We start from the raw sequence: 20,717 nt of genomic DNA on the forward strand, positions 1-20,717 counted from the left end.
AACGGCTTTCGGGGTCGGCGGCGACTCAACTCAATGATTCAGCTTCAAAGTCGTGCCTTTCTGCACGATGAAGCTGACCTTGCGGCTAGCGTCGACCTCGATGACCGGAAACAGGTTCTCGGCCAGATCCATGTAGTAGTGCGCCAGCCGGTCCATCGCGTAGCCCGCGCCCCGGAGCGCCCCGCCTTCCATCGCCTGCTGGCTGAAGGCGCGCTGGAACGGGGCGGCGCCCCCGGCCAAACCCGCGCCCCCGGTCAAAATGACCGGGATCTGATTGCGGCCGAAGGCGTCGGAAAAGCCCCTCAGGAATCCCGCGGCCAGGGCGTTGGCCAGAAGCTGGCCGCGCTTTTCGACTACGCGCCCGCGGATGCCGGTCTTGCCGTCCTCGCCGGTGGCGTAGGCGTCGAGCGGCACTTCGATCACGCCGCCGTCGTCGCGGACGCAGGAAAAGGTTTCGCTCCGGATGTAGGCGCGCTCGGCGCTGAGGTCGCCGTAGCCCGCCGACACCAGAAAGCACTCCCGAACGTCGGCCCGGAAGCGGTTCGGCAGAATGGCCTCCTGCTTCACCCGTACCAGAACCGGCATCGGCTGCTTCTGCGCCTTCCGTCCGGTCGGCGCATCCATGCCGTTGAGGAGCACGCCGCTCAGAATGCTGCCGGCGGGGATGAACACCGGCGGATGCTGAACGGAGGGCGTCGGCAGGGCGTTGGAGGCGGTCGCTAGGGTATCGTCCTTGATCACCCGGATCTGGAGCGGCGCGGCCGGCGCATTCTGGGCCGGCCGTCCGGTGGACGCCCCGGCGCCGTACGCGGGTCCCGCCGGCGCGCGCGACGCCTGCTCGAACACGGCATTGAGATCGTCGCGATCGCCCGGACCCCGGCTCGGACGGGCCGGCCGCTGGGGCCGTTTTTCCGAAGCCGTGCCTTCGGCGCTTCCCGGCGGGTTGCGGAGGGCATCGACCTCGGCGGCGAGCGCTTTCATCCGCTCTTCATAGGCTTGGCGCTCCGCGGTCGTGTAGCGCTTGAACCGCTCCTCGTCGGACAGACGCTGGGATTTCTGCTGCTCCTCGATGGTCTGGAGTTTTTGGCGGAATTCCGCAAACTGCCGCGACTGCTCCCGCAACTGCGCGGCCAGCCCGTCGAGGCCCAGGGCGCGGGGATCGGTGTCGGTGAGGATATGCTTGACCACCGCCTGTTTGTTGACCGGCTGGGCCACCTCGGGCGCCAGCAGGGCGAGTCCCACCACACCGGCCAGCCCGGCGGAAGCGAACCCCGCGACCGAAAGGTTGCGTTTGGCCGTAGGCGTCAAGGCCGCCCACCAACTCCGCACGACGCCGTTCATTGGTGGGCTCCGTCCGTCAGCAGAGAGGGCCGCGCCGTGGTTTCCTCATCGGGTGCCCGCCGTCGCGCGATATACAGTTCGGTGGCCTCACCGGGCGCGAGGACCACCTTGGGCCAGGCAGCCACCGCCAGAACGTCGCCGTCGAGATCGGCGCATGTCCGCTCGTCGATCTCGATCGTTTCGCGTCCGCCGTTGGTGGCGACGCCGACCAGGATCACCATATCGTGGCCTTCCAGGGCCTGCCCGGTACGGGTCGTGAGCGCCGGCTGGCCGCACCGGATCGCTTCCGAGAGGTCCGGCTCCCGCAGGTCGAAGCCGCGCGGCGTCCGTTGCAGCCCCAGTTCGCGAAAGATCGCTTTCAGCTGGGCCACATACGCCGGCTGATCGGGTCCTGCTGGCCCGACCCCGGATTGCGCTTGGCGCTGCAGCTTGCCCAGCTTCTTGTACGATGCCGGGGCGAGGCTGAGACGGATTTCCCGGGCGGGGATCCGTTTCGGGATCAGGGTCAGCGACAGCGCGAAATCCTGGTTGTCGCCCGGCGTCAGATAGAGGGTCACCGGCGCCTCGTCGGCGGGCGCGACATACACGATCCGGCCCTTGGTCTGGGTCTGCGCCGTGCTGACGGTCGTCACCACCGGGTGCTCGAACGGCGTGACGATCCGGTTCAGATGGCCGAGCGCGACCGGCAGCAATTCATTGACGCCGGGCGACACTAGCACGGTCTCCGGCGTCAGCGTCGCCGTGTCAGCGTCCCCGGCATGGCCGACGGCGTCTTGCAGCGCCCTTGCCGATACCGGCAGGAGCTCCACCGCCTGGGCGGGGTCCGGTTCGGCGCGGAGCGGCAGGGACAGGCTCGCCAGGAGGGCGAACGCGAGGCGGTTTAGGTTTCGCGTCTTGGCGCTCATGACTTGCCCTCTGTGTTCGACGTCGCTTTCAAGCGTTGCAGGGTCTTCGGCTCGTCCGGGTAGACGTCGATGTAGTCCAGCCGAGGCCGGTAGTTCTTGATGCTGAGCACGAATTCGTAGGTGCGCCGACGGACGTCCGGATGGCTATTCGGTCCCTGGCTAGTCAGTTCGCCGGAGACGAACACCTTGTTGGTCTCTTCCTCGAACAACACCTGGCGCGGCCGAAAGCTGATCGTCACCCGGTCCATCTGGATCGCCTTGATCTGCTCGGCCATGGCGTCGAGCACGGTGCGGTAGATGCTTGGGGCCAGAATCGGCTCGATGGCTTCTTTCAGAAAGTCGGCTGTCGCCGGCGTCACATTGCCGAGCAGCTCGGCAAGATACAGTCCCCAGGCTTCCTTGTACTCGCCGGAGGCCTTCGAGCGGGTGATGTCCACCTCGTGCGTGAGCGTCGGCGGCACGAGCACGATGCTGCGTTCGGTACGCCAGGCGGCCAGCGAGGTGATCACGCCGATCGCGAGCAGCCCCAGGATGACGAGGCGGCCAAAGCGGTTCTCGGCTTCGATGCCGTGCCAGGTTTTCAGGAAGTCCGACAATCTCACGGCAGATACCTCCGGATGAACGGATTCGGGATGGTGACCGCCCGGCTCGGCAGCAGGCCCAGCCAGTAGGCGGCATGCAGGGGATAACCGTCCGGCCGGTTGTCGCGAAAGCGGCGGTAGAACTTGACCGCCATCACGCCGATCGCCACAGCGAGGATTAGTTGCCCGATCAGCATGCCGCCGATCAGGCAGGTGACGAACGCGGCCATTTCGTCGGCCGGCCACAAGATGAGATGAATGGGGTCGTCGATGTATTTCGGGAGCGAGACGGGTTCCACGGAGGACCTCCTTTCGAATCGGATGGCCCTATTCTGGCGAAACTGAACCGCAGCGGCGTTGCATTAAATCGCCGAAATCAGAACTTTGTGCAGCGTCGGACGCTTTTTTCGCGGTCATAATCGACTCACGTCGTTTCCGTCGGAGAAGCTCTTCATGATCGTCGCCACCACCCCGGCCCTCGTGGGTTTCCGAATCACTGAGCATCTCGGCGTCGTGTCCGGCGTTGCCGTGGAAGGTATGGACGTCGTCCGCGATCTCTTCGCCGCATTCCGGAACGTTTGGGGCGGACGGAGCCGGGGGTATGAGAAAGGTTTGGAGGAAGCCCGCGAACGGGCGCTGTTACAGATGGTCGAGCGAGCGGGGGCCGCCGGCGCCAACGCCGTCATCGGTGTCGCGATCGACTACGAGTACATCGATTTCAAGCAGAAAGGCGGCATGGCCCTGGTCGGGGTTTCGGGCACGGCGGTTCGGGTCGTCGCGGAGAAGGTGTCCGACGGAGACGGTGGGAATGGATTCCGGATCGGCAGTGGTTGAGTGTGCTGCGGCAAGCGGTTGCGATCCTTGCTGCCCGAAGCCAAGGCGTCCCAGTGGCAGCGCCGCTCAACGAATCGGCTGAGGCTCGCGCGCATCCGGTTGGTTTGGCGGAACACTCAGGGGGCTTGGCGCACCTGTCGACGATGGCATATAGCCGCGCCGTTCCGCTTGAGACCGGATAACGCCTTGCAGCCACTCGTTAAACGCCTTGCGCCCAGCGCTTCGGCTGCGACTGCCACTAAATCGACCCTGATCGCCGGCCATCCGGCCGCAATGGCCGAGATCGCCCCGGCACCCTTCCATCAGCATGCGATAGACCGGGCAATCGACCAAGCTCCCGCTGCTGCCGCAAACCTGTTGAAATGCAGCGTATTCGTGGGGATAGAGATACCGGCGCTCGCGTTCAATTTGTTTTTGAATTCTCGGTCCGATCTCGACGCCATACGGTGGATTCTGTCGAAAACACGGTAACTGGGCGACCGCCGTAATGTCGAGATCGCCGTCGGTCATCTGGCTGCCGAGATAGCGTCCCATTACGCCAAAAGGGAAGAAAGGAAAAGCGTGTGGTGTTGGATACCGCGATACTTTTGCGTAGAGCACATCGGCACGCTCCCGGCATTCGGCGTAGGTGCGCGCGGTGGCGTCGGCGTGCGGCCGAAGGTAGATGTCGCTCGCGCAACCCGACAGCGTGATCAGGGGCAGCGTGAACCACAAGTGGCGTAAAAGTCGTCCTGATTAGCGACGAAGTTCAGTACAGGCTCACATAGTGAGCCACTAGGGTCCTTAGACTATGGGCATCCATCACGAAGGGGGTGTCCCATGCCTATGAACCGGGTGCAATTTCAAAAGGGTTTGTCGTTGGCCGAGTTTCTGACGCAATACGGCAGTGAAGCGCAGTGCGAAGCGGCACTGGAGGCCCTGCGCTGGCCGGACGGTTTCCGCTGTCCGGTCTGCGGCGGCGCGCGCCACACGGTGTTCGAACGGACCGGGCGGAAATACTGGCAATGCGGACACTGCCGGAGCCAAACGACGCTGATCGCCGGGACGATCTTCCAAGCGACCAAGCTGCCGCTGACCACCTGGTTTCTGGCCATGTATCTCCTGACCCAGGCCAAGAACAATGTCTCGGCACTGGAACTGATGCGCCATCTCGGGGTGTGTTATCGCACGGCATGGCTGGTGAAGCACAAGTTGATCCAGGTGATGGCGGAACGGGAAACGGATCGGCAGCTGGCCGGGCGGGTCGAGATCGACGATGCCTACCTGGGCGGTGAGCGGCCGGGGAAACCGGGGCGTGGCTCCGAAAACAAGTTGGCCTTTGTGATGGCGGTACAAACCACGGACGACGGGCGTCCGTTGTTCCTGCGCGTCGATCCCCTGCCGTTCACGCAGCAGGCTATCGCGGTCTGGGCCAAACGCGCCTTGGCCCCGTCGACCTACGCACTCACCGATGGCCTGAGCGGGTTTCGGAGGCTGCACCAGGTCGTCGCTTGCCATCATCGCCTGATCCTGGGCTCTGGGCGGCAGTCGGCGCAACATCCGGAGTTCCATTGGGTAAATACGCTGTTGAGCAACCTGAAGACAGCCATTTCCGGCACCTATCACGCGTTCAAATTCGAGAAATACGCCCAGCGGTACCTGGCCGAGTTCCAATACCGCTTCAATCGGCGTTTCAATCTCAAAACCCTGCTTCAACGGCTGGCGCGCGCCGCGGCGTTCGCTAAGCCTCGACCCGAGTGGCAAATTCGCTTGGCTGAAGTTCATCGCTAATCAGGAAAGTCGTTGTCTCTGTTTCATGAGACGGTCGTGGATCGGATCTTGTGCTTCCGTTTCTGGCTAAACTGTGGCACCCGCCAGTGGTTGCTTTCGGGTCGCTGTGGCCAATCAAACTGGAAAGGCCGACAAGGCCTTAAATCCGCTTCTGCGTGTTGGTCAGCAACACGTTCAGCGCACACGCCACCACGAACAATCCAATAGGGATGGACTGCGGCGGGACGGGCACCGGCAGCGTCCAGACCACGAGCAGCAAATAGGCTATGCCCAGAATGACATACAGGCTGTAGCGGTGCGCGACGGGACTCGAATAGGCGAAGTTCGTCTGCCGGATCTTGCGCCGGACCAGCCCGTCGATCGCGAACGGAACCACCGCGACACCGAGAAACGGCAACCAGGCGGCCGTCACCACCGCCCGATGAATCATCTGGTAAAGGCTCTCGAACAGCACGTCCAGGCGGCCCTGGAGAAACGGAAACAAATCGTAGCGGCCGACATCCTCGAAACCTCTCGACCGTTGCCGCTCGCCCTCGGTCGGAATGAAATACCCATACACGCTATCCCGAATCCCGGTGCGAACGAAAAGCGCTTCGAACCCGTCCATGGCGGTCTTCCGAAGCTCCGTCGCCTTCTCGGCCCCGAAATAATCGAGCAGCATCCGCTCCTCCGTCGCCTGGATCGACCGTGTCCACTGTTCGGAAATGAGGGCCGCCACCAGCACGATTTCGAGCAACCAGATCAGAATACTGAGGAAAATATTGCGCGTCATCAGTCAGTGCATCGTCCGCTTCGTACCGGGCGGTTCATCGCCGAAGCCTTCGATGACCGGGGCCGTGCCCGACAGCGGTTCCGCGCCCGGCAGCTTGAGAATCCAGCCGTAGGCTTCCGGCAGAAAGCTTTGAATCAACGCGACGTCGTCCGCTTCGGACGGAATCACGGCGCGGAGCGCTTCACACACGGTCTGGACGAAGGCGATCAGGCGGTCATGGTCCGTACTGGATCGTTGATTTCGGGCTTTCAGATACGCCGTCCACGCGGCAGCCAGCACGCGGTCGAGGGCGATGGCGGCACCTTCCGGATCGTCGATGTTCCGGTCGAGGCATTCGGCGATGCGCTCGCCACTCTGCCTGAGGCCCGGCCAGTCCGCGTCCAGCAAATGGATCCGGGTCTTGTTCCGGCGCCGATTGAGCCAGGCGGTCCAACTGGGCGATCGACTTACGGCCCGTTGCTTCGGCATTCAATGATTCTCCTTGGGTGTGGTCAACAGGATGGGCAGCCGCCCCTTGACGATGCGTCCGCCCGACAGTTTGGCGATATAGTGGAGGTCGGGGAGTTGCCCCAAGAGCTGAGGCGGAAAGAGATCGCCTTCCTCTTCCATCAGTCGCTCCCCGATGTTGCCGGAAAAGACGGTCGGGTTGCTGGCATGGGTCGAGACGCCCTGGGTGCGCATCACGTACTTGAGCCGCGTCTTCGGCAGGTTGTCGGTAATGTACTGCTGGGTCTCGCCGTCGAGCACCCGCAGGACGATCAGGTTGTTGACGTTGCCGAGCACCTGCCGGGCCTTGGCTTCCGATCCCGTGCGCGCGGCGAAATCGGCGAAGGTCTGGGTGGCGATGAAGAGCCGGATCTTGGCGCCACGTCCCTTGTTCAAGACCTGGATGAAGGGGTCGTTGATCACTTCGGCCGCCTCGTCGACGAACACGTTGACTGGCCGGTCCGAGACGCCGTAGTTGTAGCGGTCGCCGGCCACCGCCGCGAGTTCCGCCAACAGGATCGAGCCGATGGCGCTCCCCACCAACCCGTCCGACAGGGAATCGAGGCCAATGTAAGCCACTTGGGCGTTTTCGATGATCCGCGCCATGTCGGTGATCGGGCGGGGATCGTCCACATCCTCGGGATCCGGCGACAGCAAGGGACCCAAGGGTCCCGAGGTCAGCATGTTCATGATCGGCAGGAGGGAGGCCACCATCTTGCTGAAGTGGGTGCGGTCGTGCTCGAACAGCGAAATCAGCCCCTCGAGATCGCTGTTCGGGTGAGTCCGCTGGACGTTCTCCCGGTAAAACCGGACCAATCCCTGGGCCTTGCCCTCGGTGTCCCGCGCCGCCTTCATGAACGGCTTCGCGTCGCTCCGCCAATCGCCGAGACACCGGTCGTAATGGCGCTCCAGCGCCTGAACGACCAGGAAGGCCGGACCGCCTTCCAGATAGCGGCGCAGCTTCACCAGGGTGGGCCGCTCCTCGATCACCATCAAGCCCTGAATGACATTGTCCAGGGATTTCTGGCCGAACGCTTTGAACGGATCGTTGGTGGTTTCGCCGGGCGAGATGGCGGAAATGCGGCTGGCCACCTCGGACGGCCGGTTGAAGTTGTGCAGGGGATCGAGACGCACGCTGTCCTCGGGAAAGGCCGGATGAAAATACACCAAGCGGTCCGGACGCCCCGCCAGCCGGCAGGCGGTTTCGGCCGAGCGCTTGAGATCCTTGTCGCCCTTGGGGTCGATGATGATGACGGCTTCGCCGCGCAGCACTGCTTGCGTGACCAGCACGTCGAAGGCTCGGGTCTTGCCGGCGCCGGTGGTGCCGACGATCAGCGTGTGCCCGGCCGTGTGCGGGAGCGGCTGGATCACCGGGTGTTCGCGCGCTTCCAGCCCGTGAATCCACGGTGCGCCCATGCGGTCCTGGCGGACGGGAATGAGCTCGGATAGATCTCGTTTCAGAATTTCGTGGGCCAGCTGGGCGTGCCTTTGGCCCCAGTCGAACCCCCATCCCAGCCAAAGCTGGCCGGGATGACGGCCGACCCAGCGCTTCAGGCGTGTGGCTTGCCAGTAGGTGAGACGGGATCGGATCAGGCGCCGCTTGCGACGCCACAGCCCGATGGCTGACGGGGCGCGCCACAAAGTCATTCCGAAAGACACGCCGATCAGCGCGTAGAACGGCTCGGCCGGCAAGTCGGACCACAGGAACGTTCCATAGGCGAGACCGGCGCCGCCGAGCCAGCCGCAGATCGCGATGACCTCGAAGATCGGTCGCCAGGGGGCCTGGTAATCGTAATCCGAGCTCACGAGGCGTCTCGCTTGACCTTCACAGTCCCGCTCCGGGTCGTCCCCTCGAGCCGGCAATCGTCCCGCCGGAACAGCGCACGGGACAAGCCGGTCAGCGTGACGCCGGGATGCTGCTGGACGAACCAGTCCAGAACGGTGGCCGGCGCGACCAGCCAACCGTTCTCTTCGACGACCGAAACCGGCAGTCCCTCGCGACCCCGGATGCGGGTGACGAGTTCGTCAGCCAGGGTAGCGGGATCCGGCGCGGGGTTGCCGGGTTCGGTCGACGGGGCCGACGCGTGGAATGGTTGGCGTTTCGGCGGATCCACCCTCGTGGCTCCGTCCCGACATCCCGCTGCCGGCGCTTCGGCCTTGCCCGCCTTCGGCTGAACCGACGCGACCTCCGTTGACAGCGGCTGGGTAGACGGCGGCCTGCCAGGCGTCTTGTCGGTGCGGATGGCGATCGCCCGCAAGGCTTCGCTCGGCTCCGCCGCCAGCAGCAGTCCGCGCACCCCCTTGATGTCACGCACCCGGCGCAGCGGGGCCAAGGGATCGGTAAGCACCCACCCCGCATCCGCCAGGCGGATGAGAAAGGTCGCCGGCTCCAGGCCGAGCTTCTGGGCGCTCGCCGGAAACGGAAGCAGAAGTTTGCCGTCGACGTCCGGCAGGTCGATGCCGATCGTCCAGCCTCCCGCCATGATCACCTCCTCGGCCAGCCGGATGAGCAGCTCGCCCCCCTCCCCTCGCGCCGCGAGCCAGCGACGGGCCGCGTCCGTCCGGTTCTCTTCGCCCGGATCGCGCGCCGTCCTGATCGATACCGCGGCCGGCGCTTTTGGCGCATGCCGTTCAATTGTCGCGGTCTGGGGCGGCGGCCGGACGATCTCGCCGGTCTGCGTATCGACCTGGAGGGCCGTTCCCGACGCGTCGATGACCTGGAGCGGTTCACCCACCCCAGGGTCTTCGGGTGGCCGATGGCGCACCGGCGGTTTCCCGTTCGCGGTCGGGCGTTCCCGTCCACGGACCGACGGGGGCGTTGTCGCCGGGGCTGCCGGGGACCGATCCAGAGGGATCGCGCGGGGAGTGTCCTCGGTCCGTAGCGGTGGACGGGGCGAACCCCGGTCCGGCACATCCTCAGGCCCGTCCCTGTCCCGTGTCGGTCCGGTGACCGCAGGGTCATCGCTTTCCTTCACGATCTGCCCGCCAACCACGATCGGCGGTTCACCCATGTAGATCAGCTCCGGTGACGCGAGCTGCAACAGGGTCAGCGTGACCTCCAGATCATCCGGTTTCACGCGCCAGTACCGGCACCGGGTGCCGTCGGGCAACGTTCGCGGTATGGCGAGTCCCCGTTCGATCAGGATGTCCGCCAGGGTGTCCTCGTCACGGGGGATGCCGGGGATCTGGTCCTTGGCCAGGGTATCGACGATCTCCCGCGCGCCGGGACGCCAGACGAGGTGCACGCCCTCCGGGAAGCGCCAGACCCTGGCGCCCTTCTCGTTTGCCTGCCAGCGTCCGGATCGGACCAGGCGGCGCATGGCGTCGAGCAGGTATTTTTCCACCGGCACGCCGAGCGAGGCATCAACTTGGAGGTAATTCGCCTTGAGGTCGCGTTCGACGCTCTTCCGGTCAGCCTCGGCCACCAACCGGTAAAACGTGCTGCCCCGATCGATGCCCGCGATGGCTTCGAGCATCGCCTGCATGATGTCGGGACCGGTCCGCGTGAGAAAGGTGATGCATTCCGGGGTCAGCACCCGCTCGGTAACCAGCACGGAGAACTGTTCATGGCGCTGGTGGCGTTTTTCGCGCCAGCGCAGGAAATAGCGATCCACGCCGTTTTTGTCGGCCCAGTCGGTGAGGTGCTCGATATAGGGATTCCAGGACGTGCGGCCTTCCCGATCCAGGACGGACAGATCGGAGACCGGTTTTCCGATGTCGTGCAGTAGCCCTGCGAGGCAGACCGCAAGCCGCCAGCGCGGTTCCTGCGCCTTGCGCTCGCGAGGCGTCGCGCCCGGGGCGAACAGAACGCCCTCCGAGGCCAACGCGGCCCAGTGCGCCACTTCGAGGCCATGGCGGAACAGCCCGCCGGCGCCGCGATGATGGTGGGTCTCCGAGGCGGGCAAAAGGTGGGTAAAGGCGGCGTAGCGCGCAATCACGGGTTCCGCGATCGCGGTGAAGAGGTTGCCGGTCAGCGCCAGGGTATGACGGATCTGCCCGATCAACTCGGTCTGCGTCGCCAGGACCCGGTCAACAGACGCCGCCGGCAGGCCTTTGGCGAACGGTGGATAGCGCGGAATATCGTCATCCGCCTGACCGGGCGCCGGGGTGGCCTGCGGCCGATTCGCCCAACGTTTGAGATGCTCCATGAATGACATGGCATTTGATCATGCCAGAAGCGGCCTCGATCGGACGTACACAAAACGGGCGATTCGCGGATTTTGTGCAACGCCGGGACCGTTCGGACGCTTTATGCTGGGCGTCAACGTCTACGGTGACCGATTGCCATGCTATCGCGAAAACTCATTCTGTGCTTGCTCGTTTCCAGCAATCTGGCCGCCTGCGCCACAACGTCCGTCCCGCCCGAGGTGGCCGAATCCGTCATCGATGCCGTCATGGCCGATGCGACACGCGATCCGCCGTGGCGTCTCGGCACGTCCTGGCGAGACGGAGGCCTCGGCGGGGCGGCGCTTAGGGCGTCCGCGCTCGAACATGTCGTTACGCAGAAGGAGCCGCCGCCGCTTTACCACCCTGAGGCATTATCCGATACGGCCGATCGTGGTGTCGCCGTCTTCCCCCTGTCCGATGGCTACGGCGCCGACGAGATCGAGCGGGCCTGGCGCAAGGCCTGCCGGCATGGCCTCGACATGACCGCGCGTGAACGCGACATCGTCGCCGCGACCGACATGCCGTCCTGGTTGCGAGGACAGTGCTATACCGCCAGCGTGTACAAATGATCGCCGCATGGGCCATCTCACCTTCCGCATCGGTGACCATATCATTTCCCACGACGACCCTCGCCTTGAAACCCTCCTGGCGAGCGTCCACGGGACGAAACAGCGTCCCTTGTGTCTGTGCCGCGATCCGGGCGTCGAGATGTACGTTGCCCGAATCAATGGACGCCATGTGATCAAACGGATGCCCAACACCGGGGCCGACCATGCCCCGACGTGCGACGCCTACGAGCCCTCGGCCGAACTCTCCGGGTTGGGGCCATTGATCGGTTCGGCCATCCAGGAGAATATTCAGGATGGGGTCACGACCCTCCGATTCGATTTCGCCCTGTCCAAGGGAAGGGGCAGACCCACCGGGACATCGTCGCCCCGCAGGGAATCCGATAGCGTGCGCACCAATGGCAACAAGCTGACATTGCGCGGCAGTCTGCATTATCTCTGGGAACAGGCCGGCTTTCATCGCTGGTCGCCCGCGATGGCCGGTAAACGCTCCTGGCACGTGATCCACAAGTTCCTCCTGCAGGCAGCCGAGGACAAGGCCGTAAAGGGCGTGCCGCTCGCCGATGTGCTGTATGTCCCGGAACCTTTTTCCAGGGAACGTATGGAGGATATCGCGCAGCGCCGGATGGCTCGGCTGAGTCAGATCTCAATGGGTGAAAGCCACGCGCAGCGACTGCTGCTCCTGATCGGCGAGGTCAAGGAAATCGCGCGCTCGCGCTGCGGGCACAAGTTGGTGGTCAAGCACCTGCCCGATTTCCCGATCACGATGGATGACGGACTTCATAACCGCCTGCGCAAACGCTTTGCCGGCGAGTTTGCCTTATGGGACGCCGTCGACAACGCCCATCTGGTAGTGATCGGGACCTTCGGTGTCGGTCCGACCGGCGTGGCGTCCCTGGATGCCGCGGCCCTCATGGTCGTCAACGAAAACTGGCTGCCCTTCGAGCACCTCTACGAGCAGGCGCTGATCGACCGTCTTACACAGTCCGGGCGCTCTTTCCTGAAGGGACTGCGATACAGCCTGTCGGACGACCAGCCTTTGGCGAGCGTGGTGTTGTTGGACACACAACCCCTGCCCATCGCCCTATACATCGTTCAGCCAGAGGCGGGTGAGGACTATGACGCTGCCCTCGATTCGCTTATAGCGGAAAGCAGACTCGAAGCCTGGGTGTGGCGTGCAGGCGGCGAAGCAATGCCAGAGATACCACCAGCGGATTGATCTTTCACGTTCACTAGCCGCCATTTTCCCCCAAGGGGTCAGCACCCCGCGTGACTGTTGGGTTCGCTGGTTCAGGTGATGTTGGCTATGCCCAGGAGTGCCCAACGCATCCGGGCCTCTGCGCAGACCGAACGCCGAGTTCCTTCTTGGCATCTTCCACCGTTCTCCATGTAATGCCAGCAGCATGGCTCAAACACTCAACATCGGCGACGGGCATTGGTCTATTGGCCAGTATCTGTTTAAGGAAGCTCTGAATAAGTCCCTGGCCCCGATAAAATAACGCCCAACGTCCAATTTTCGACAGGTCGACCCCAGATGAAGCAACTCGGACTCAGTGCCACCGTGTTTGTGAAGAAACCGAAGCTGACCAAGCGTCAGAAATTTCTCCAGGACATGGAGCAGGTGATTCCTTGGGCGTTGTGGACGAGCCGAATTGCACCGTACTACCCGACGGCCGGCCGGGGCAGGCGTCCCTTTCCTTTGGAGACGATGTTGCGCATCCACCTGATGCAGCACTGGTTCGGCTACTCCGATCCGGCGATGGAAGAGGCGCTGCACGACATTCCGATGCTGCGCGAGTTTGCCGGGCTGGATGCGGGCGAGGACGCCATGCCGGATGAAACCACGATCCTCAAGTTCCGGCGCCTGTTGGAAACCCATCAGATGGCGCAAACCCTATTCGATGAAACGGCGGCCCTATTGGCGGAAAAGGGCTTATTGTTGCGTCAAGGGACCATCGTGGATGCCACCCTGATCGCCGCCCCGCCGTCCACGAAGAACCGCGAGCGGAAGCGGGATGGCGAGATGAGTTCGACCAAGAAGGGTAACAATTACCACTTTGGCATGAAGGCGCACATCGGCGTGGATGCTGATTCAGGCTTGGTGCACACGGTGGAAGTCACCACCGCCAAGGTGGCGGACGGGGTCATGACCGATGCCCTGTTGCACGGCGAGGAGCGGGTCGTCCTGGGCGATCGGGCCTATACCCGCAAGGACCGCAATCTGGAGGTCGAACGCCAGGAGGGCGAGCCGGTCTGGGCATTTCCCTTCAAGCGTAAGAAGGGCGAGGACTTGCCTGCGGAACAAGTGCTTCACAACCGCATGCTGGCCGCGCTGCGGGCGGTGGTCGAACACCCATTCCGGATCGTCAAACGCCAATTCGGCTATACCAAGGTCCGGTACCGGGGACTCTTCAAAAACGGGCAGCAACTCTACCTGCTGTTTGCCCTCGGCAATCTCTACCAGGTGCGGGAGGAGTTGATGGCAGCCTAGGGATCAATCCGTGCATCGTCCCGGAAAACCGGGGGCGAGGGGCGGAAAGAGCGCCGATGGCGGGCGCCAATTGGGGAGGGAAAAACGACCTTTTTCGGCTGGCAGCCCCGGCCGGTTTATCGGAGCCACCAATAAAACGCACTTATTCAGAGCTTCCTTAAGGAAATGAATAGCTGCATCGCACTTCGGAGAAGGTCTCTTCACTGTCGCCCCTGGTGGCGCCCTGAAGCTGGAAGCCGCACCGCCGGTCGTGGATAAGGCTATTCTTGTCTTGATTGGGTGAGAACTAGTTGCGGGACACGATCAACGCGTATGTCTGCTTGCTTACCGCGCCATCTAGCAAGCCCGGCGGTGTTACTCCGCTTAATAAACAGGGAAATATGCAGGGTAAGCCCGCTACGGGGAACAGAGGGGTTCAAATTGCCCGATGTAATGCCCCAATCTTAAGGTGGTGTTCCCATCGTGCCATGGGCGGAGATCGCTTTGGCGCGCGCTTCCATTGTTTCGGCTTTGGCACTTTGCCCTTGCGCGCGATACAGCGCCGCGAGGTTGTTGAGGCTCGTGGCCACGTCCGGATGGTCGGGGCCGAGGACCTTCTCCCGAATCGCCAACGCTTCTACCAGCGGAGCTTGGGCGTCCGGGTAACGCCCGGCTTCTCTCAACGCGCTCCCTTGCCGATTGAGATAATCCGCGCGGGGCAGCGGCTCATCCGCAGGCACAAGGTCCGCCGCCTGCCGGAAATCGTCGGCGGCTTTCCCATAGGCTAAGCGGGTGAAATTGACCTCGCCGGCTTCCGCCTTGGAGTCCGCCGCCGACAGCCGCCGCCGGTTGAGGTTCGCTTGCAGGGCCTTGGCGGCCTCTACATCCTTGTCGCTGGCCTGGTTGAGCAGGCGTTCTGCGGTATCGAAGTCCCACGCTTCCAAGGCTTTCTTCGCTTGGCGTTTGAGGGTGGCCACTTCCGTATCATCGGACGGGAGAGCCGAGAGGCGTGCGAGCTGGTCTTTGTAACGGGAGGCGATGGTCCGCAGCGTAGCGTCGAGGTCGTTCGGGGCGACCTGTTGCTGTTCGAGAATCTTGAAGAAGTTTTGCAGGGCGGCCTTGGTAACCCCGAGTTCGGCTATTAAGGCTTCAACGCGCTCCTCACTTAACGCTCCGTAGTAATTATGCTGCTCGACTGTAGCGTGTGGGCTGTTTTGGATAACAGATCCATGAATCACGTTATCGCGGCCTGCCGCAAACCCTCCTTGGGAGGCCGAAATCGAGGGCGGTGCCGTGGCTTTCGGCGACTCCGAAAAGTGCACGTAAGCCTGCCAAAGGCCGGCCACGACTGCCACGAACCCTGCGCCGAGAAAGGCGAGCGTCCGCTGCCGCTTTTCGTCGCTGAGCCAGCCCCACCATCTGCCGGAGACAGCGTCCCAAGGCTCAATGGCGCGGATCAGGCGCTCGACATCATAGTCAAACCGCTCCTCGCTGAGCTCGATGGCATTGCGGCCCGCCAAAGCGGCGATCGCCTCGGGGAGTTCGCGGGCCTTCGGCATGATCGCACCGTCCACCAAGACAGGAATTACCCGTTTCCTCAGTCGGAGGGCCTCATGGATTTCGGTTCTCACAAAGTCTTGGGGATCGTCCAAGCGCCGCCGGCCATTGACGTCGGCCGCGGCCAGCCATTCTCTCCCGATCAGCGCGAGCAGCACATCACACTGAGCCAGGGTCTCGGTGATGAGCCTCTCGAACTCCTCGCCCGGGGGAATCGTATCGAGGTCCCGGAAGACGTTTGCCGCACCGAACCTAGCCCGCATATTTCATCATTCCGCATCGAAGGGCAAATTGGCGGTGTAGGTTTGTCGAAAGTGGCGATACGGGACTTTGCTGGTTCGGTTATGGCGCGGATTCCGGAATGCAAGGCGCAGTGCCCCCAACCCCCGTGGTTTGTTAGCGTGCCGGGGACCGCACTCGGGCAGGGTCAGGTCGCCAGGAGGCGGGCGGCGGTGAGGAAGATTTCACGCAGGGGATGGTGCGAGGCCAACAGGATGCGGACGCGGCGCGTATTGCGCACCACCGAGGCGCCGATCTTGAGTAGTCTCACCCGAATCGTCGCGGCGGTTGCCCGCGCCAGCTCGGTGCCGGCGAGGGCGATCTCGCGCAGGCGCTGCATCAGCGTGTAAGCAAGGGCAGCCCACAGCAGGCGCAGCGCGTTAGCGAGGAACCGGTAGCAACTGGCGCGGGTGCCGAAGAGGTCCAGTTGCGTTTTCTTGATTCGATTTTGTTCGCCGCCTCCCTGCTGCTCACCCCTTCGGGGTTTCGCTCCAATTCGATCCATTCGAGTTGGTCGGCTTCCCCGTGGAGGCAGTAGAGCCGGTCATAGAGGGCGTCCGCCGGAAGCTCGAGATGGAGCACCGCGAACCGGGGATTGGAGCCTTGAGCGCCGAACCCCAGCCGAGTGCAGAGGCGACGCTCGATATTCCACGAGTCGGCAGCGTACTGGAATTCGTGGATACCGTGCTGCTTGATGCCGGTTTTAGCGAGAGCGACTTTGAGCTCGTCCTCCCCGGCCGCGACGGTTTTGTGCAAGCGGGTATTGCGCGGACCACGCCGACACAATAGCCCACCCACGCCGTTCGCACCCGCGCAAGAGCAACTGTCGGCAGAAGCCGGAATCGGCCCGGAAGACGATTTTGACCTCCGACCACGTCGCCCTAACCGCCGCAGCAGGAACTCAGGATCGCCCGGCCCGCTTCGCGGCGTAGATTTTCGAGGGCCTGAGATAGGCGATCAACAACTGCTCGCCGCAAACGACGTAGAGCGGCAGGAAGCAATACTGGTAATAGTACCCCTGAAAGAACCTGCCCTCCTGACCCGTGCACCGGATCATTGGTGGCGTCATAGTCGAAAATCAGCTTCTCCAGCGAGGACTGAAAGAACGCGATGAACTAAATCAGGAGTTCCTTATGGATGGCCCACGCCGTCGACCGATCCATCCGGTTCTCCAATCGGCACAAGGTGGGGCTGAAAGCCCCGGGTGAAACCCGCTCGCAAACGGTCTGCAAGGCCAGATCATGGCGAAAGGCATCGTGGTCGTTCAGGTCTTCGAAGCCTTGGCCGAGCCCATACACCCACTACCACAGGAGGCGGAGCATCGAATGGGAACAGCGGAGGGGAACGCACGAATTATCGATACGCTCGGCCACAGTCCGCAACAGACCGAGTTGCCGATCCACCTGCCGCAACAGCAATATCCCTGCGTCGCTGGTCACATCGCCTCCCTCGAATTTCACCTCCACTCGACGCCGGCTCACTGGCGCAAACAGCTCGATTTGTCCGGTACAATGTGTCACGGCGGAATCCTCTCCTAAATTCAGTTTCTGCAATTGAATTTTAAGAGTCTTTCGGGTTCCGCTGCTTCATTCTCGTGAAATATCCGGGCTAACTCAGCGCCTTAGGCCCCCTGCGAACTCCTGAGGAACGGCGCGGGACCAGCCCTTGCTGCCGGCCATCGCATCAGTTCCAGCCATTGTCGGGAGCAGCTATGTGCATCGGCCTCCCATTCGATTCCGAATCAGGGACTTGAACCGGCGTTCCTGACTACTTCCTGGTCGCCCAAACGTCGTACTCGACCATCGGCTTGGACTTTGTGCGCAGGAAGGCATCCGCCTGCCGCTTGCCCTCTGTGGCAGACCCAGCCTCCCTGATGGTGGTGATGCGCCAGCCGCTGCCACTGAGGGAGCTCTTGATGAGGTCCAGCGGGTCTGCATGCCTGTCTGTGATGCCGCCGAACCGGATGACCATCTTGGCATCTTCCGCGCAGACGTCTTCCGCGTTGCGCCACACCTGACGCAGGTCTGTTGCAAAGTCCCTGGGGCTCGAATGAACGACCTGATTGCGATTGGTGTAATCGACAACTTCGGGGCCACCCACGAACCAGTTACGGAGCCACTGATCAGGGATGTAGGTCCGCATGCCGTAGTACGGGGGTGAGGTGATCACCCAGTCGAATCGGGTTCCCGGCGCTTCTGGCTGGAGCGCATCGGCCTGCCGGCTGTCCGCCAATCGCACTGATCCCGTGATGTCGGATGACATCCCGTAGTAACGCTTCGCTCGACGTTGGATGACGGCCAAGACGTCGATGGGCTCAGGCGCAAGCCCTCGTTCCTGCCAGAAGCGTGTCGCATAGGCAGGCTTAGGGGCGTAGGTGCGGGGACATTGGTTGGAGAAATAGCTCGGGAAAGTCTTCTGCTTCGGGCCGTGCAGCGCACCAAGGACGATGCCGCGGAGCGCGATGCGGGCGTCCGTGGTGCAGTCCTCCAGGAACGCCTCCCGGAATCGACACAGCACGTCCAGCACGGTCGGGTGAAAAGCCCATTTCCAAAACTCGCTGGTCGGGATGTGGTGCACCACGCGTTCCGTCAGAATCCTGCGCGCCTCGTCGAGAATGGCATCGACGGTTGTGGACACCAGCTTCGAAGCAGTAATGGCGGCGGCAACTGGACTGGAATCCACGCCCAAGGATTGGAGGCCGACAAGTCGTGCGGCGAAATTGGTGGTGCCCCGGCCGCAGAACGGATCGAGCACGACATCACCTGTCCGTGCTCTCCGCTTCAGGATGTTGAGCGGAAAATCGAGCGGGAACATCGTGAAATATGGGCAGATCCCATTCAGGGCAGTACTGCCAGGCAAGGAATTGCCTGTCATTGGTTTACCCTTATCCATGTTTTTCCGGTGGCCGGATTCTTGAATGTGTGCCACGCTGTGGGTTGTGGTCCGTATACAGCGTTTATAGCTTTCGAAACAAGGTTGTAGGCAAACTGACGCCGGTCTTCCAGGTGTTCTGGCAGGTGATCCATCAAGAACTGTTGAACCCCATACCAAGGCATGCCGTCTGGAGACTCGAGCTTCCGACGGATGTCGTCATCTCCTCGCAATGCTTCGATAGCTCGCTGCTCGATGTTTGCCATGATATCCACCGGCTCGGCTTCTTCGGATTCGGCCTCTGCAGGATACAAAGTGCCTGCGCCCTTGGCTTCGGGGATTCTGGCCGTCGTCGCGAACTGCCTCATCCCGGAGAAGGTGCTGCGCAGCGTTTGTGCGTAGGTATGCCCGGCGGGCTGGTTGTAGTCCTGGTCCCGCATCGAGTACATCTTCTCGAACGACAAGGCGCGAAGGCTGATCGGATAAGGTTTGCCTCCCACTGAGCTCCAGAACACACCCTGGCCCGGGATGGGCTCGTTGAGCAGCGAGCTCAACAAGTCGTCACTGAAATGGGCGTTGGCTCGTTTCAGGGACGTAAGATCCGCTGCCGACAACAGGTGGAATATGAACCAATTGTCGCCTTGGCTCAGGATTTCGACAGGAATGCTGCCAGGCTGCTGGGTAATGAGCAGCGCGCCCAGATCGTACTTACGACCTTCCTTCACCCAGGCAACGTAGGGCTCGGCGGCCGGTGCGTTCTCGTTCAGCACCGATTGGGCCTCTTCGACGACTGCGATCGTCGGGATCGTCTTTGGATCGGCTGCTGTGAATTCCAGTTGGTTCCGGTCGAAGATCCGGCGCAAGATCAGGCCCGAGAGTACCAGTGACTGGCCGCCGCGCATCTGGGATACGTCGACGACACACAACTTCCCCTCGGAAAGCGCATGAACCAGCATGTCCATGAGCTGGCTGCTCTTGTCATGCAACATCTTCACGATATTTGTTATGTTCGCCCTAGCCGCCAAGGCCTCCGCCTCTTGCCGTTGCGGATCGAGATCGAGCAGGCGGCAAATGTCGTCGAGGGGTGTAGTGTGACCATTGGAGTCGATCAGATTGACCAACGACTCCCATCGGTCTTGCGGAAGTCCGCGCAGCTTCCGAACGTTCTGCTGCTCCTGACGTTCTGCTCCGAGCGCGATGGAGATCACATCCCCTGGGCGGAGACGGCGAATATCGAGCTTGATGCCGCCGGCAACGAACGATTGATAGAAGGGGCTTGGGTTTTTCCTGTCGGTGAAGACTACGACCTTGTCCTCCAGGGCTGGGACATCGCACAGCCCTGGACGGCCCTTGTCGTCGGGCCAGAAATATTCGCCATCTGGATCGAAGATCACCGTGCCCACGGGGACCTGCTTGCCGGCGCGCTTGGTGACGAAGGGCGTCGTCTCGTAGAGCTTCGAGAAGAGCAGCTTGTTGAGATTGGACTTCCCGAAGCCCGCTCGGGCAAAGATGAAGCTGCGGCGAGATACCAGTGACTCGATCGGGAAGCGGACTAGTACCTCCGGGTTGACGACCTGCATCCATTCTTGCGCCTGGAATGACTTGCTGCCCGCGGCGTAGATGTACTCGCCGAAGGCCAGATGACCGATGGGCGCCCCATCGATATTGTGACCTGCGATCTCGCGCAGCACCTCATTGTTCGAAAAAGCCACCTTGCTACCAACATGGGGGAGCCGGCGATGCGAGGGGACGAAGGTCAATCCCTTCCCATTCTTGCGCAATACGCCCAACACACGGATGTTGACCCGGTACTTGAGGTATTGCTCGCGCAGGTCTTCAGGGATTGGCCGGTCTTCGCGGACTGCACGAATGTTGAACTCCTCGCCGGAGCCGAAGGACAGCTTGCCCTCCGAGGAGAAAGAGGCGATGCGGCCTAAGACGGCCTCATCGGGCGTCTCCAACTGGACGAGAAGGAACTGCCCATGCATCGGGATGTTCTGGAACTCGTTCCGGTACGGCAGAACCAGGTCGGCATGAAACTCCATGCCTCCCTGCTGGAAGCCTCGAAAGATGCCGACGACCTGTTCCTTGGGAAAGAGCTGGATTTCTGCCATGCTG

The 20,717-nt window shown here is 62.6% G+C and carries 17 protein-coding genes and 1 pseudogene; 5 read left to right on the forward strand and 13 right to left on the reverse strand.

Going from position 1 to position 20,717, the window contains the following annotated elements; all coding sequences use genetic code 11:
- Window positions 1-30: 30 nt before the first annotated feature.
- From ACR2TX_RS00155 to traL, 4 genes are read right to left on the reverse strand one after another with little or no spacing between them, the layout of a single operon-like run.
- Window positions 31-1,341, reverse strand: coding sequence for a TrbI/VirB10 family protein (locus ACR2TX_RS00155; protein WP_086133873.1), 1,311 nt, complete (start codon window positions 1,339-1,341; stop codon window positions 31-33).
- The gene (locus tag ACR2TX_RS00160) at window positions 1,338-2,246 is read right to left on the reverse strand and encodes a TraK domain-containing protein (protein WP_086133874.1); all 909 of its coding nucleotides are present in this window, start codon (window positions 2,244-2,246) and stop codon (window positions 1,338-1,340) included. Before ACR2TX_RS00160 ends, ACR2TX_RS00155 begins: the two co-directional genes overlap by 4 nt.
- Complete coding sequence (locus ACR2TX_RS00165) at window positions 2,243-2,848, reverse strand: TraE/TraK family type IV conjugative transfer system protein (RefSeq protein ID WP_086133875.1); 606 nt, start codon at window positions 2,846-2,848, stop codon at window positions 2,243-2,245. Before ACR2TX_RS00165 ends, ACR2TX_RS00160 begins: the two co-directional genes overlap by 4 nt.
- Entirely contained in the window at window positions 2,845-3,126 is a 282-nt protein-coding gene (traL, locus tag ACR2TX_RS00170) for a type IV conjugative transfer system protein TraL (protein ID WP_026608641.1), read from the reverse strand. Before traL ends, ACR2TX_RS00165 begins: the two co-directional genes overlap by 4 nt.
- A 154-nt stretch (window positions 3,127-3,280) precedes the next feature.
- Here traL and ACR2TX_RS00175 point away from each other — a divergent pair, with 154 nt between their 5' ends.
- A complete protein-coding gene (locus tag ACR2TX_RS00175) occupies window positions 3,281-3,661 on the forward strand; it encodes a YbjQ family protein (protein ID WP_086133876.1) in 381 nt (126 codons plus the stop codon).
- A 66-nt stretch (window positions 3,662-3,727) separates the two neighbouring features.
- Here ACR2TX_RS00175 and ACR2TX_RS00180 read toward each other — a convergent pair whose 3' ends face one another.
- Window positions 3,728-4,375, reverse strand: coding sequence for a hypothetical protein (locus ACR2TX_RS00180; protein ID WP_086133877.1), 648 nt, complete (start codon window positions 4,373-4,375; stop codon window positions 3,728-3,730).
- A gap of 105 nt (window positions 4,376-4,480) precedes the next feature.
- On the opposite strand from ACR2TX_RS00180, the gene ACR2TX_RS00185 reads away from it, so the two are divergent.
- Window positions 4,481-5,431, forward strand: a complete 951-nt coding sequence (locus ACR2TX_RS00185) for an IS1595 family transposase (RefSeq protein ID WP_086134595.1) — start codon at window positions 4,481-4,483, stop codon at window positions 5,429-5,431.
- A 139-nt stretch (window positions 5,432-5,570) separates the two neighbouring features.
- On the opposite strand, the gene ACR2TX_RS00190 is transcribed toward ACR2TX_RS00185, so the two are convergent.
- The 4 genes from ACR2TX_RS00190 to mobH are packed head-to-tail and all read right to left on the reverse strand — an operon-like array spanning window position 5,571 to window position 10,846.
- The gene (locus tag ACR2TX_RS00190) at window positions 5,571-6,203 is read right to left on the reverse strand and encodes a DUF4400 domain-containing protein (protein WP_086132981.1); all 633 of its coding nucleotides are present in this window, start codon (window positions 6,201-6,203) and stop codon (window positions 5,571-5,573) included.
- A gap of 3 nt (window positions 6,204-6,206) precedes the next feature.
- The gene (locus tag ACR2TX_RS00195; RefSeq protein ID WP_086132980.1) at window positions 6,207-6,671 is read right to left on the reverse strand and encodes a hypothetical protein; all 465 of its coding nucleotides are present in this window, start codon (window positions 6,669-6,671) and stop codon (window positions 6,207-6,209) included.
- A complete protein-coding gene (gene traD, locus ACR2TX_RS00200) occupies window positions 6,672-8,495 on the reverse strand; it encodes a conjugative transfer system coupling protein TraD (protein ID WP_086132979.1) in 1,824 nt (607 codons plus the stop codon).
- The gene (gene mobH, locus ACR2TX_RS00205; RefSeq protein WP_086132978.1) at window positions 8,492-10,846 is read right to left on the reverse strand and encodes a MobH family relaxase; all 2,355 of its coding nucleotides are present in this window, start codon (window positions 10,844-10,846) and stop codon (window positions 8,492-8,494) included. The genes traD and mobH overlap by 4 nt, the downstream gene beginning before the upstream one ends.
- Window positions 10,847-10,975: 129 nt before the next feature.
- Here mobH and ACR2TX_RS00210 point away from each other — a divergent pair, with 129 nt between their 5' ends.
- The 3 genes from ACR2TX_RS00210 (at window position 10,976) to ACR2TX_RS00220 (ending at window position 13,913) form a co-directional block, all read left to right on the forward strand.
- Window positions 10,976-11,425, forward strand: coding sequence for a hypothetical protein (locus ACR2TX_RS00210; RefSeq protein WP_139840978.1), 450 nt, complete (start codon window positions 10,976-10,978; stop codon window positions 11,423-11,425).
- Between the two features lie 7 nt (window positions 11,426-11,432).
- The gene (locus ACR2TX_RS00215; protein ID WP_086132976.1) at window positions 11,433-12,641 is read left to right on the forward strand and encodes a DUF1173 domain-containing protein; all 1,209 of its coding nucleotides are present in this window, start codon (window positions 11,433-11,435) and stop codon (window positions 12,639-12,641) included.
- 315 nt (window positions 12,642-12,956) lie between these two features.
- Window positions 12,957-13,913: an IS5 family transposase gene (locus tag ACR2TX_RS00220; RefSeq protein ID WP_077732841.1), complete on the forward strand. Its 957-nt coding sequence runs from the start codon at window positions 12,957-12,959 to the stop codon at window positions 13,911-13,913.
- Between the two features lie 443 nt (window positions 13,914-14,356).
- Here the strand turns inward: ACR2TX_RS00220 and ACR2TX_RS00225 are convergent, their stop codons facing one another.
- The 4 genes and pseudogenes from ACR2TX_RS00225 to ACR2TX_RS00240 form a co-directional block, all read right to left on the reverse strand.
- Window positions 14,357-15,712 carry a toll/interleukin-1 receptor domain-containing protein gene (locus ACR2TX_RS00225; protein WP_086132975.1) on the reverse strand — a complete coding sequence of 452 codons (1,356 nt, stop codon included), beginning with the start codon at window positions 15,710-15,712 and terminating at the stop codon, window positions 14,357-14,359.
- Window positions 15,713-15,876: 164 nt separating this feature from the next.
- Window positions 15,877-17,248, reverse strand: a pseudogene (locus ACR2TX_RS00230) (IS1380 family transposase).
- A gap of 247 nt (window positions 17,249-17,495) precedes the next feature.
- On the reverse strand, window positions 17,496-18,620 hold the full coding sequence (locus tag ACR2TX_RS00235; RefSeq protein ID WP_240506758.1) for a DNA methyltransferase: 1,125 nt from the start codon (window positions 18,618-18,620) through the stop codon (window positions 17,496-17,498).
- Entirely contained in the window at window positions 18,599-20,713 is a 2,115-nt protein-coding gene (locus ACR2TX_RS00240) for a helicase HerA domain-containing protein (protein WP_086132974.1), read from the reverse strand. The genes ACR2TX_RS00235 and ACR2TX_RS00240 overlap by 22 nt, the downstream gene beginning before the upstream one ends.
- Between the last annotated feature and the right edge of the window lie 4 nt (window positions 20,714-20,717).

The organism is Methylocaldum sp. GT1BB, from assembly GCF_051027545.1.
Taxonomy (GTDB): domain Bacteria; phylum Pseudomonadota; class Gammaproteobacteria; order Methylococcales; family Methylococcaceae; genus Methylocaldum.